11 protein-coding genes, 1 other RNA gene and 1 other annotated feature are annotated in these 12,714 nt (G+C 39.4%); of the genes, 10 read left to right on the forward strand and 2 right to left on the reverse strand.

Annotation, left to right across the window (positions count from 1 at the left end; genetic code table 11):
- Positions 1-88 precede the first annotated feature (88 nt).
- A complete protein-coding gene (locus ACRX5O_RS01530) occupies positions 89-1,837 on the reverse strand; it encodes an N-acetylmuramoyl-L-alanine amidase family protein (protein ID WP_433904325.1) in 1,749 nt (582 codons plus the stop codon).
- 208 nt (positions 1,838-2,045) lie between these two features.
- Between ACRX5O_RS01530 and ACRX5O_RS01535 the strand changes: the two genes are divergently transcribed.
- The 5 genes from ACRX5O_RS01535 to ACRX5O_RS01555 all read left to right on the forward strand — a co-directional run bounded on the left by ACRX5O_RS01535 (position 2,046) and on the right by ACRX5O_RS01555 (position 7,037).
- The gene (locus tag ACRX5O_RS01535; protein WP_162927792.1) at positions 2,046-2,222 is read left to right on the forward strand and encodes a hypothetical protein; all 177 of its coding nucleotides are present in this window, start codon (positions 2,046-2,048) and stop codon (positions 2,220-2,222) included.
- A gap of 64 nt (positions 2,223-2,286) precedes the next feature.
- Positions 2,287-2,531 (forward strand) — a binding site (T-box leader).
- A 272-nt stretch (positions 2,532-2,803) separates the two neighbouring features.
- Positions 2,804-4,084: a histidine--tRNA ligase gene (gene hisS, locus ACRX5O_RS01540; protein WP_433904326.1), complete on the forward strand. Its 1,281-nt coding sequence runs from the start codon at positions 2,804-2,806 to the stop codon at positions 4,082-4,084.
- 4 nt (positions 4,085-4,088) lie between these two features.
- Entirely contained in the window at positions 4,089-5,867 is a 1,779-nt protein-coding gene (gene aspS / locus ACRX5O_RS01545; RefSeq protein ID WP_433904327.1) for an aspartate--tRNA ligase, read from the forward strand.
- 49 nt (positions 5,868-5,916) lie between these two features.
- Positions 5,917-6,099, forward strand: a non-coding RNA gene (ssrS, locus tag ACRX5O_RS01550) — 6S RNA.
- A gap of 170 nt (positions 6,100-6,269) precedes the next feature.
- Positions 6,270-7,037 (forward strand): tRNA threonylcarbamoyladenosine dehydratase, encoded by a 768-nt coding sequence (locus ACRX5O_RS01555; protein WP_119709233.1) that lies wholly within the window; start codon positions 6,270-6,272, stop codon positions 7,035-7,037.
- Between the two features lie 34 nt (positions 7,038-7,071).
- Here the strand turns inward: ACRX5O_RS01555 and ACRX5O_RS01560 are convergent, their stop codons facing one another.
- Positions 7,072-8,340: a replication-associated recombination protein A gene (locus tag ACRX5O_RS01560; protein WP_433904328.1), complete on the reverse strand. Its 1,269-nt coding sequence runs from the start codon at positions 8,338-8,340 to the stop codon at positions 7,072-7,074.
- Positions 8,341-8,491: 151 nt separating this feature from the next.
- On the opposite strand from ACRX5O_RS01560, the gene ACRX5O_RS01565 reads away from it, so the two are divergent.
- The 5 genes from ACRX5O_RS01565 (at position 8,492) to ACRX5O_RS01585 (ending at position 12,693) form a co-directional block, all read left to right on the forward strand.
- Positions 8,492-9,184, forward strand: a complete 693-nt coding sequence (locus ACRX5O_RS01565) for a YczE/YyaS/YitT family protein (RefSeq protein ID WP_433904329.1) — start codon at positions 8,492-8,494, stop codon at positions 9,182-9,184.
- Positions 9,181-9,600, forward strand: coding sequence for a cysteine metabolism transcriptional regulator CymR (gene cymR, locus ACRX5O_RS01570; protein ID WP_251514095.1), 420 nt, complete (start codon positions 9,181-9,183; stop codon positions 9,598-9,600). Before ACRX5O_RS01565 ends, cymR begins: the two co-directional genes overlap by 4 nt.
- A 51-nt stretch (positions 9,601-9,651) precedes the next feature.
- The gene (locus tag ACRX5O_RS01575; protein WP_433904741.1) at positions 9,652-10,794 is read left to right on the forward strand and encodes a cysteine desulfurase family protein; all 1,143 of its coding nucleotides are present in this window, start codon (positions 9,652-9,654) and stop codon (positions 10,792-10,794) included.
- Positions 10,795-10,817: 23 nt separating this feature from the next.
- Positions 10,818-11,933 (forward strand): tRNA 2-thiouridine(34) synthase MnmA, encoded by a 1,116-nt coding sequence (gene mnmA, locus ACRX5O_RS01580; RefSeq protein WP_433904330.1) that lies wholly within the window; start codon positions 10,818-10,820, stop codon positions 11,931-11,933.
- Between the two features lie 109 nt (positions 11,934-12,042).
- A complete protein-coding gene (locus tag ACRX5O_RS01585) occupies positions 12,043-12,693 on the forward strand; it encodes a tetratricopeptide repeat protein (RefSeq protein ID WP_433904331.1) in 651 nt (216 codons plus the stop codon).
- Positions 12,694-12,714 lie beyond the last annotated feature (21 nt).

Below are 12,714 nucleotides of genomic sequence, written 5' to 3' on the forward strand. Positions count from 1 at the left end.
GTCATAAGCCAAAGCCCTACAGAGGTCAGGACCTCTTTCGTTCTTCGTCTTATGCCTGTCGGAGCTTACCAAGGCGCTTGCGCTTTTCTTATTTAAAGTATTTTGCCAAACCTTGGTAAATTCCAGTTGCTGCATTTGCTTGATAGCTCCCCGAATTGACCAATGTTTCTTCAGCAGAATTACTTAAATAGCCTAATTCTAGAAGTACAGAAGCACGTTTATTTTCTCTTAACACATGATAATCACCGTAGCGAACACCACGATCTTTCAGCTTTGTGAAACTAGCAACCTCTTTGCCTACAGTAGTAGCTAAACTTTGCTGATAGTTATGATAATAATAAGAGGTCATCCCTCGAACCGAGGAGTCGAGGATGCTATCAAAATGGATCGAAACAAACGCATCAGCCGCATGTGTATGTGACATACCAACACGAGAGCTTAATGATAAATACGAATCCGTATTTCGAGTCATAACTACGTTTGCTCCTGCAGTTTTTAGTTTATCGTACAATAGTTGAGCGGTTTTCAACGTTAAGTTCTTTTCATAGCTGCCTTTAATACCAGTAGCTCCTGTATCTCGACCACCATGACCAGGGTCAATAACAATAACTTTATTTTTTAAGTATTGTTCTGCACCAGGTCTCTCAATTTGCTGAGAGGCTCCACTTACTGTTACTAGCCATCCCGCTACAAATCCCTTTGATCCATTTTTCAACTGAATTTCGTACCAGTCATTTTGCACAGAAAGAACGGTAAAGGTTTCACCGGCATTTGCTCTACTAATGACTGAACTGTTTGTTGTGGCAGACTTTCTGATGTTTGTTCCGTTATAAAGGATCGTTACAGTACTATTTTCATCAACATCCACCTTAGTAGTTGTTGAAGACTGTTCCTTGGAAAGATACCAACTAGCAACCCAACCGAATTGACCGTTTTTTAACTTAATTTTTGCCCAATTATTTTCTTCAGCTAAAATTTCAAATGCTTGTCCTTTTGAAACCGTTCCTACGATTTTGCCACTTAAGGAACCTGTGCTTCGAACATTCAGAGTAGTTGCCGTAATCGTCCCAATCAACCCACTAGAAGAATTCGTGTTTGTTTGATTGGGAACGGAAGGTTGAGAAGAAGTAGAGCTAATTTCTACAAACTCTTTACTAACCCAAGCAGTTTGTCCATTATATTGTATTTTTACCCAACTGTTTTCCACACTTAGGATCGAAACAGTGCTACCCTTTTGAAGCTTTCCAAGGATATTACCTGATGTGGAAGCGGTAGAACGAACATTTAGATTGTTTGCAGTTACCTTTCCAGTCTGTTGACTACTGCTTGAGCCTCCTGTATCAGATTTTATATCCTGGATAAATTCCGCTGCTACCCATCCTGTTACACTAGAGGTTTTAATTTGATGCCAGTTTGATTCTGTTTTGATAATCGTGACGGTAGCCCCTTGAGATAAAGTTGTTACTACCTTATAAGAGGTGCTAGGACCTGAACGAACACGGAGTTGATTCGCTGTTACGATTCCACTCTTTGACGACGAAACTTCATTTGCAGAATGTTTTTTAACAAGCCAAGCGGCTACCCATCCCTTTTTCCCAGAGGAATTTAAGGATACTTGAATCCAATCCGATTTTTCCTCTATCACAGAAAAACGGTCCCCTCGTTTCACCACCTCAATGACTTTATAACTAAGTCCTGGTCCCTCTCTTACATTTAACGTGTCAGTTGTAATTTCAACAGTTGATCCTTCAGCAAATGCTGAGTCAGGTTTGATGGGGAATGGACTGCATAAAAGAAGAAACGTCAGAAAAAACAATATGTATTTATTTTTGTACAAGTGTGAATCTCCCTCCCTGATAAATGGTAAGTAAGGGTATTGATGTATAAGTTTTAAGTACCAACCTCTATAATAAAGGAAGAATTTACATATGTTAATACGATGCGAGTAATTTTTCCCTATAAATTAATAAACAATGTTAATTAGCTGAAACTTTTTCTAAAAAAGGGACAAACTATAGGGGATACAATAGACGGGGTGATAACATATGAGATATAGTGATAAGGCGTTTTCTACACATGATGGAGATAACCAAATTTTTGGGGTCGATTTTCATGATTTTATCCAAAAAGAAAAAAACTCAAATATGGTAGAGTTAGCAAGTGAGTTTGGTCTATCGATTCGAGATGTGAAAAAGCTGAAAAAAAGATTAGAGAGATCGTAAGTTTTGTAATATATCTTGACATTCTGAATACTCGAACGTAATATATAAACTAATATTAAAAGACGAATAACCGTTTGATGGAGCAAAGTAGTTAAACTCCCACGTGAAAAGAGAGGAAATGTCGATAGGCTGAAAGCATTTCCGCATTGTGGCTTAATGAAAGAACACTCCGTAGGCTTCGCTTCGAACAATCATATGATTTAGTAGGAGAGGAACGTTGACAGGCGTTAACTGTAAAAGTGGAAGTGGCTTGTTCCTGAGTTGCTTCAATTAGGGTGGCACCACGGGATATTAACTCTCGTCCCTTGTATGTAATAGTACAAGGGACGGGAGTTTTTTGCATTCTTACGATTATATTTACAATAGGCTTTTTCGTAAAGATTGTTGTTAAAATCTTAAAGCCGATTTTAACGTAGAAATAGTTATTTTACGCTTAAGAATTTAGTTTGCAGGCTCTTTTCTTATTAAAATTATGCTATTTTCTGCGGAAACTTGGCACAATCATTAAAATAATGTTCCAAAAGCAACAAAGTTTAAGAAAAGAGCCTTTACATAAAAAAGATAGCTAGGAGGGGTTCCAAATGGCGTTAAAGCTACCAAGAGGAACACAAGATATTCTCCCAGGAGAAGTTGAAAAATGGCAATTTATTGAAACGGTTGCTAGAGATTTATGCGAGAGATTTCAATATAAAGAGATTCGTACACCGATCTTTGAACATACAGAAGTTTTTACGAAGGGTGTAGGCGATACAACGGATATTGTTCAGAAGGAAATGTATACGTTTGAGGACCGTGGAGGAAGAAGTTTAACTCTACGTCCAGAGGGAACAGCAGCTGCGGTACGATCTTTTGTCGAACATAAAATGTTTGGTTACGCTAACCAGCCAGTGAAACTTTTTTACATGGGGCCGATGTTCCGTTATGAAAGACCACAGGCGGGGAGATATCGCCAATTTGTCCAGTTTGGTGTGGAAGCTCTTGGCAGTGCAGATCCCGCTATTGATGCAGAGGTAATTGCTCTTGCAATGAGTATTTATCAATCATTAGGTCTGAAAAAGCTAAAGCTAATAATCAATAGTCTTGGTGACAAGGAAAGTAGAAACGCTCACAGAGAAGCTTTAATCAATCATTTTTCACCAAGAATTGATGAGTTTTGTGGCGATTGTAAATCAAGATTAGAAAAAAATCCTCTTCGAATTCTTGATTGTAAGAAGGATCGTGACCATGAGCTTATGTCTTCAGCACCATCCATCCTACAATATTTAAATGATGATTCTAAAAAATATTTTGATAAAGTTCAACAATATTTAACTGACCTAGGAATTGATTTTGAAGTCGATCCCAATCTTGTAAGGGGGCTAGACTACTACAATCAAACGGCTTTTGAAATTATGAGTGATGCTGAAGGGTTTGGAGCCATTACGACTCTTTGTGGCGGAGGACGTTACAATGGGCTTGTAGAAGAAAGTGGTGGACCAGAAACTCCAGGTATTGGCTTTGCACTTAGTATTGAACGCTGTTTGGCAGCACTTCATGCTGAAGGAATTGAACTTCCAGTGACACAGGGAATTGATTGTTTTCTCGCTTCATTAGGTGATGCAGCCAAGGACTATACAGTAAAGCTTTTACATGAGCTGCGTAAAGCAGGTTATTCTGCGGAACGAGATTATCTCGATCGAAAAATCAAAGCTCAGTTGAAGACAGCGGATCGCTTACAAGCCAAGTATGTAGCAGTACTCGGAGACGATGAACTTCAAGCGAATAAAATCAGCGTGAAGGACATGGAAAGTGGAAATCAAATTGAAGTACCGTTAGATACATTTATTGAAGAATTTTCAGCAATTTATAAAAAAGGGAGATAGGAACATGTACGGTAGAACGTATTTTTGTGGAGAGGTAACAGAACAGCATATAGGAGAAAGTATTACGTTAAAGGGATGGGTGCAAAGACGTCGCGATTTGGGTGGATTAATTTTTATCGACTTGCGTGACCGTACTGGAATTATCCAAGTGGTGTTTAATCCAGAGGTTTCACCAGAAGCTCTAGCTCTAGCAGAAAAAATTCGAAATGAATACGTTGTGGATATAGTTGGGACAGTTATTGCCAGAGAAGCTGGTACGATAAATGAAAACCTGCAAACAGGTCGAATTGAAATACAAGCAAAGCAGGTTACTATTATTAACGAGGCAAAAACACCTCCATTTACAATTGCAGACCAAACGGATGTATCCGAGGATGTTCGCTTGAAATATCGATACTTGGATCTTAGAAGACCTGCTATGTTTGAGACATTTAAAATGCGTCATCAAGTAACGCAAATTATTCGTAACTTCCTTGATCGAGAAGGGTTCTTAGATGTAGAAACTCCAATTCTAACTAAAAGTACACCAGAGGGTGCACGTGATTATTTAGTACCTAGTCGTGTCCATCCAGGTGAGTTTTACGCCTTACCGCAATCACCGCAAATATTTAAACAACTTCTTATGGTGGGTGGTTTTGAAAGGTATTATCAAATTGCAAGATGCTTCCGTGATGAAGACCTTCGTGCAGACAGGCAGCCTGAATTTACTCAAATAGATATTGAAACGAGCTTTATGAGCCAAGATGATATTATTTCCCTGATGGAAGATATGATGAGTGAAATGATGTCAAAGGTAAAGGGATTGCAAGTGGAAACGCCGTTTGCCCGTATGCCATATCAAGAGGCGATGGCACGTTTTGGATCCGATAAGCCAGACACTCGTTTTGGCATGGAGCTAGTGGATCTTTCAGAAATCGTTAAGAATTCTAGCTTTAAGGTTTTTGCAGGTGCGGTTTCATCAGGCGGCCAAGTAAAGGCTATTAATGTGAAGCAGGCTGCGACCAAGTATTCTCGTAAAGATATCGATGCATTAACTGAATTTGTAGCTGTCTATGGAGCAAAAGGTTTGGCTTGGTTAAAATCGGAAGAGGAAGGTCTAAAAGGACCAATCTCCAAATTTATTACCGAAGAAGAACAGACGGCTTTAAAGTCTGCGTTGTCAATTGAAACGGGAGACTTACTTCTTTTTGTAGCTGATAAAAAGAGTGTGGTGGCTGATGCATTAGGTGCCCTTCGATTAAAACTTGGGAAAGAGCTTGAATTAATCGATCAAAGCAAATTCAACTTCTTATGGATTACCGATTGGCCATTACTTGAGTATGATGAGGCAGATGGGCGTTATTATGCGGCTCACCATCCATTTACTATGCCAGTTAGAGAAGACCTTCACTTATTAGACGAAAATCCAGCTCTTGTTCGAGCACAGGCGTATGATCTTGTCCTGAATGGCTATGAGCTTGGGGGAGGATCTCTGCGTATTTTCGAAAGAGATGTTCAGGAAAAAATGTTCAGTATTTTAGGATTTACTCCAGAGGAAGCGAAAGCTCAGTTCGGTTTCTTGCTTGAAGCTTTTGAATACGGAACTCCTCCTCATGGTGGAATTGCTCTTGGGCTAGACAGACTCATCATGCTTTTAGCAGGCAGAACCAATTTAAGAGATACGATTGCGTTTCCAAAAACTGCTAGTGCAAGCTGTTTATTAACAGATGCTCCGGGTGAAGTTAGCGAGGCGCAGCTTTCTGACCTTCATCTGTCATTAAAACGTAATATTTCTGTCCAATAGAGTCATCTTGAAACTTATATAAAGGTGTGTTATAGTTTAATCAAACATAAGAATCCTGATGTGTTCGTGGTATTACCTAAAGTTTTGACCAACAGCTTTACTACGGGAGTTTGAGTTTTCGAGTGGCGTAAATGCCTATGGCTTAGGACTTACAAAAGCTTGGAACAGAACACCCACCTGCTTATGCGGGATCAAAACGAAGGCATCGAGCGACGGCACGATTGGGATTCTTACTTTATTTACATAACCTTACACCCTTATGCTACTATCAGCATAGGGGTTTTTTGATGTTCTGTATGGATCCATCCTAGACTTGTTTTTGTTTGTGAGTATGGTATAGTCATATCGAGAAAAATAAGTTAAGAAACCTATTACATAAATATAGATGCTGGAGTGATGAAGATGTTGCACCAATTTTCCCGCAATGAACTTGCGATTGGAAAGGAAGGAATTGATACATTAAAAGGAAGTACAGTTGCTGTATTAGGAATCGGTGGAGTAGGCTCGTTTTCTGCTGAGGCACTAGCACGGTCTGGCGTTGGGCGTCTCATTTTAATTGATAAAGATGATGTTGATATAACAAATGTGAATCGTCAAATCATTGCCTTACTTTCCACAGTGGGAAGGCCCAAAGCCGACTTGATGAAGGAACGCATAATGGATATTAATCCTGAGTGTGAAGTCATTTCATTAAAAATGTTTTATACAGAGGAGACGTATGAAGAAATCTTTCAATACGGACTTGATTTCGTAGTAGATGCTTCAGATACTATTTCGTATAAAATTCATCTAATGAAAGAGTGTTTAAAGCGAAATATACCAATGATCTCAAGTATGGGAGCAGCTAATAAAATGGACCCTACTCGTTTCCAAATTGCGGATATTTCAAAAACTCATACGGATCCGATTGCAAAGGTCATTCGCACCCGTTTACGTAAAGAAGGTATTAGAAAAGGAATACCGGTAGTTTTTTCAGATGAAAGCCCGATCGTCATTCGCGAGGACGTTCGAAAAGTAGTTGGGAAAGAGGATGCAGAGATAAGGAAGGCAAAGATGCCACCTTCTTCCAATGCTTTCGTGCCATCTGTTGCCGGTCTTATTATGGCAAGCTATGTCATCCGTGAGCTATTAAAAGACATAAAAATTTCTACGGTAAAAGATAGTGAATAGGTGAGTAAAAACGGACAAGCACACGCCTTGTCCGTTAATTTTTCATCAGCTTTTCATAGATGGAAGCAAGTGCTTGCTCAAACTTTCCGGTTTTTTTCGGCTTATAATAAACCTTCTTTTTTATTTTGTCAGGTAAGTACTGCTGTTTAACCCACCCGTTTTCATAATCATGTGGATATAAGTAATCAATACCTCTTCCTAGGGAGGTGGCTCCTTTATAATGAGCATCCTTCAAATGTAGTGGCACTTCACCGCTTAGACCCGCTTCAATATCAGCAATCGCAAGGTCTAACGCTTTATAGGCAGAATTAGACTTAGGAGAAAGGCATAGCTCAATAACAGCATTAGCTAGCGGAATCCTCGCTTCAGGAAATCCTAGACGTTCAGCTGTTTCGATGGCGGCCAGTGTTCTTGCACCCGCCTGAGGATTGGCAAGACCAATGTCTTCATAGGCAATAACGATTAATCTTCTGCTTATGCTTACTAAATCACCTGCGACAATGAGTCTCCCTAAATAATGAAGTGCTGCATTTACATCACTGCCTCTTATTGATTTTTGAAAAGCAGAAAGAACATCGTAATGAGCATCCCCATCGCGGTCATGTGAAAAGCTCTTCTTTTGTAAGCATTCCTCAGCAATCTCAATAGTAATGGTAATGACCCCAAACTCATTAGGTTCAGTAGAAATAATGGCTAGTTCAAGTGCATTGAGAGAACTCCTTACATCGCCGTTTGAAGCACTTGCAAAATGTTCTTTTGCTGGGTTTGATATGTGCACGTTGTAATTTCCCAATCCTCGGTCTTTATCATTCAATGCATGGTTAAGTGCTCTTATTATTTCGTCAGCTGTTAATGGCTTTAGCTCAAAGATTTGACAACGACTACGGATCGCTGGATTAATGGCATGATATGGATTGCTAGTCGTTGCCCCGATTAGGACAATGGCTCCATTTTCTAAATGAGGAAGAAGAAAATCTTGTTTTGCTTTATCGAGACGGTGAACCTCATCGAGTAATAGGATTACTTTGCCGGACATTTTTGCTTCTGCAGCAACCACCTCGAGGTCTTTTTTGTTATTTGTCACAGCGTTTAAGGTACGAAAGGCATATTTTGTACTACCTGCAATCGCGCTAGCAATGGATGTTTTTCCAACACCAGGTGGTCCATAAAGAATCATGGATGAAAGCTGTTTTGCTTTTACCATACGCTGAATAATCTTTCCTTCACCGACGAGGTGCTGCTGACCGATAATCTCATCAATCGTTCTTGGCCGCATTCGGAAGGCAAGTGGCTTCCCGTTCATATTCATCGCTCCGTTTATCATTTTACCTAAAGGTAACATACGTTCGTGTTATTTGCATACTATTATGCTATAATGTCAAATGTCTATCAAATAAGTCAGGATTTTGTTAAGATTTACAAGAAACCATTTTGTTTAGAGGAATTGATTGGTAATGGGTTTTAAAAAGACAGGACAAGTGGGTCCGAGATTTTTCATTTATTTTTTAGGTTTATTAATTATGTCCCTTGGAATTGTATTATTAATAAAGGCTGATATAGGAGCTACTCCATGGGATGTTCTTCATGTGGGCCTTCATTACCAATTTGGGCTAACGATTGGTACATGGTCAATTATTGTTGGGGTGGCCATCTTAACTTTAGCGACAATCATTTCTAAGGAATATCCGAAAATCGGTGCGTTTTTAAATATGCTATTAGTTGGCGTTTTTATTGATATGTATTTTCTGCTTCCGATCATTCAAACACCAGATGACTGGGGTGGAAAATCTTTGATGTTTGCCGCTGGTCTTCTATTAAATGGGTACGGAATGGGGTTATATATTTCTGCTTCCTTCGGTGCTGGACCAAGAGACAGCCTAATGATTGCTTTAACGGATAGAACAGGGTGGAAGGTTACCTATGTCCGGGCTTGTATAGAAATTATTGTACTGATTATTGGGTGGCAACTCGGTGGACCAGTGTTTGTTGGTACCGTCGTGTTCAGCTTTGTAATTGGACCTATCGTTGGCATTGCCTTACCACAGTGCCAAATACTAACGGATTATTTCCTTAGTAAATTACACACCGCTAAAAGAATGGCTGATCATACAAAAGAAGAAATTAGTAATCGAGGTGCTAGTTTATGAAAATATCAACAAAAGGTCGCTATGGATTAACAATCATGATCGAGCTCGCCAAAAAACACGGCGAAGGACCAACATCACTTAAAACGATCGCTCAAGCAAATGATTTATCTGAGCATTATTTGGAGCAGTTAATAGCTCCTCTTAGAAACGCTGGATTTGTTAAGAGCATTCGTGGTGCATATGGTGGTTATGTTCTAGCAAAGGGACCAACGGAAATTAGTGCAGGTGATATTATCCGAGTGTTAGAAGGTCCTATCAGTCCCGTTGAAGGGATTGAGGATGAAGAGCCTGCAAAGCGTGCATTATGGATGAGAATCCGTGATGCTGTGAAAGGTGTTTTAGATAATACAACACTAGAAGAATTAGCAAACCACACAGATGACGGAGAGTCAGATTCCTATATGTTTTACATATAGGAGAAAAGGTAAAGCTAGTTTCAAGTGGATATTTTTAAGTAGGTGAACATGTTGAATCATATATATTTGGATCATGCAGCAACGGCTCCTGTTCATACGGATGTCATTGAGACGATGGCCGTGGTGATGAAAGAGCAATTTGGGAATCCGTCTAGTATTCATTCTTATGGAAGGTCGGCAAGATCTATAGTAGACGAGTCTCGTTCAAAAATTGCGAAGAGCATTGGAGCAAAAACGGAAGAGATCATTTTTACAAGTGGAGGCACCGAGAGTGATAATCTTGCCATTTTAGGAGTGGCGAAATCTTATCAAAAGAATGGTAACCATATTATTACTACCATGATCGAACATCATGCCGTTTTACACGCTTGTAAAAGTCTTGAAAAGGAAGGCTTTGAAGTAACTTACTTACCAGTTGATGAACATGGGCAAATTTCGGTCGAAGACTTTAAGAAAGCACTCCGAGATGAAACGATTCTCGTAACCATTATGTACGGAAATAACGAAGTGGGTGCTGTTCAACCGATTAAAGAAATTGCCAAGCTATTAGAAAATCATCAAGCAAAATTTCATACAGATGCTGTTCAAGCCTTTGGTTTAATTGATTTGGACGTAACTGAGCTTGGCGTGGACTTGTTATCCGTCTCAGCACATAAAATTAATGGACCTAAAGGGATTGGGTTCCTATATGTAAAGCAAAATACTGCATTAACGCCACTTTCCTTCGGGGGAGAACAAGAACGAAAAAGACGTGCGGGAACAGAGAACGTAGCGTCTATCGCTGGTTTTGCTAAAGCGGTTGAAATAGCTTCGATTGAGAGAGCTGAAAAGGTCGAGCAATTTATCGAGTTTAAAAAGTTGCTGCTTGAATCTCTTCAATCGAAAAATATTACTTTCTCAGTAAACGGATTGCTTGAAAATACCCTCCCACATGTACTAAACTTAAGCTTTCCAGGCACAGATGTCGAATCAATGCTTGTGAATCTGGATATGGAAGGTGTGGCTGTATCGAGTGGTTCTGCTTGTACAGCTGGTTCAATTGATCCTTCTCATGTTTTAGTGGCAATGTTTGGTCAAGAATCAGAACGAGTGAGAAACTCAATCCGATTTAGCTTTGGCCTTTATAATACAAAAGAGCAGGTCTTAAATTCAGCTGAAGTTACGGCGAAAATAGTAACTAGGCTGACACGATAAAGCTTGCGAATGAGGTGAAGAAAGTGAAAAAAGACAACAAGGACATACGTGTTGTCGTAGGTATGTCTGGGGGAGTAGACTCATCTGTAGCAGCCTTACTCTTAAAAGAACAAGGGTATGATGTGATTGGAATTTTCATGAAAAACTGGGATGACACCGATGAGTTCGGTGTTTGTACGGCTACCGAGGATTACGAGGATGTTATTCGAGTATGCAATCAAATTGGTATACCTTATTATGCAGTGAATTTTGAAAAGCAATATTGGGATAAGGTGTTTACTTACTTCCTAGAAGAATATAAAGCAGGTAGAACTCCAAATCCCGATGTGATGTGTAACAAGGAAATTAAGTTTAAAGCATTTTTAGAGCATGCTATGAAGCTAGGTGCGGACTATTTAGCAACCGGTCATTACGCAAGAGTCGAATACCGTGATGGGGAATACAAAATGTTACGTGGAGTAGATGAAAACAAGGATCAAACGTATTTCTTAAACCAGCTTTCTCAAAACCAACTTGAAAAAGTGATGTTTCCAATAGGTGATATTGAAAAAGCAAAGGTAAGAGAGATTGCTCAGAAAGCAGACTTAGCAACTGCGACAAAAAAGGACAGTACGGGAATTTGCTTTATTGGCGAGCGTAATTTCAAAGAATTTCTAAGTAATTATTTGCCAGCTCAGCCTGGGAATATGGAAACACTTGAGGGAGAAGTTGTCGGTAAGCATGATGGGTTAATGTACTATACAATCGGTCAGAGACATGGCTTAGGAATTGGTGGTGCGGGCGACCCTTGGTTTGTCATCGGTAAAGACCTTGAGCGCAATGTACTTTTCGTAGGACAAGCATTTCATAATGATAAATTGTACTCTGATTCAATCATTGCTGTTGATGTTAGTTGGGTTACCGGCAAGGAAGTGATGCAGACTTTTGAGTGTACGGCTAAATTCCGCTACCGTCAGCCTGATAACAAAGTAACTGTTCATAGATTAGATGATGGGACAGTAAAGGTGATATTCGCTGAGCCAATCCGAGCCATTACACCTGGTCAATCGGTTGTCTTTTATCAAGGGGATGAATGCCTTGGCGGAGGAACAATTGACAAAGTATTCCGTGATGAAAAGCAATTAACTTATGTAGGGTAACGAGAAAACCTCGATTCATATGGTCGAGGTTTTCGTATGTATAAAAAGGACAAAACTAGATGAAAAGAAGTTATAATAAAAAAAGAAAATAAATAATGGAGCGTGTACTATGGATAAAAATGAAAAAGGGATTCAATTGATGAAGGAGGGAAAGTGGGAAGAAGCTGCTGGATTGTTTATGAAGGCAATTGAGGATAATCCGAATGATGCGGTATCGTATATAAATTTCGGAAACGTATTATCGGCAGTTGGAGAAAATGAGAAGGCACTCAAATTTTTTCAGAAAGCGATAGAAATCGATGAAAATGCAGCAACGGCTTATTATAACGCTGGAAACCTATATTTCGAAAATGAACAATTAGAAGAAGCAAAAAATATGTTTGAACTGGCAATGAGAAAGGGACTGCATTCTAGTGATAATTATTTTATGCTTGGACTTACGCTTATTCAGTTAGAACAGCCTAAGCTTGCCTTACCTTATTTGCAAAGAAGTGTGGAGCTAAATGGAGATGATGCAGAAGCTCGTTTTCAATTTGGATTATGTCTAGCAAATCAAGAATTACTTGACGAGGCGATCAAGCAATTTAATGCATGTGTAGAGTTAGATCCGTCACATGCTGATGCTTATTATAATCTTGGTGTTGCATATGGTTTTAAGGAAGATGGAAAAAAAGCACTTGATATGTTTGAAAAAGCATTGGAATTACAACCTGATCATCTGCTAGCAGGTTACGGAAAGAAATTAATCGAGAAAAGTTAATCTTCATTCGTAGCGGATTTT

The organism is Robertmurraya mesotrionivorans (assembly GCF_050971805.1).
In the GTDB taxonomy this organism is placed as follows: Bacteria; Bacillota; Bacilli; order Bacillales; family Cytobacillaceae; genus Robertmurraya_A.

Coding starts and splice junctions, on each gene's coding strand:
- ACRX5O_RS01535 (WP_162927792.1), top strand. CDS start 2,046: ATGAGATATAGTGATAAGGCGTTTTCTACACATGATGGAGATAACCAA.
- hisS (WP_433904326.1), top strand. CDS start 2,804: ATGGCGTTAAAGCTACCAAGAGGAACACAAGATATTCTCCCAGGAGAA.
- aspS (WP_433904327.1), top strand. CDS start 4,089: ATGTACGGTAGAACGTATTTTTGTGGAGAGGTAACAGAACAGCATATA.
- ACRX5O_RS01555 (WP_119709233.1), top strand. CDS start 6,270: ATGTTGCACCAATTTTCCCGCAATGAACTTGCGATTGGAAAGGAAGGA.
- ACRX5O_RS01560 (WP_433904328.1), bottom strand. CDS start 8,340: ATGAACGGGAAGCCACTTGCCTTCCGAATGCGGCCAAGAACGATTGAT.
- ACRX5O_RS01565 (WP_433904329.1), top strand. CDS start 8,492: ATGGGTTTTAAAAAGACAGGACAAGTGGGTCCGAGATTTTTCATTTAT.
- cymR (WP_251514095.1), top strand. CDS start 9,181: ATGAAAATATCAACAAAAGGTCGCTATGGATTAACAATCATGATCGAG.
- ACRX5O_RS01585 (WP_433904331.1), top strand. CDS start 12,043: ATGGATAAAAATGAAAAAGGGATTCAATTGATGAAGGAGGGAAAGTGG.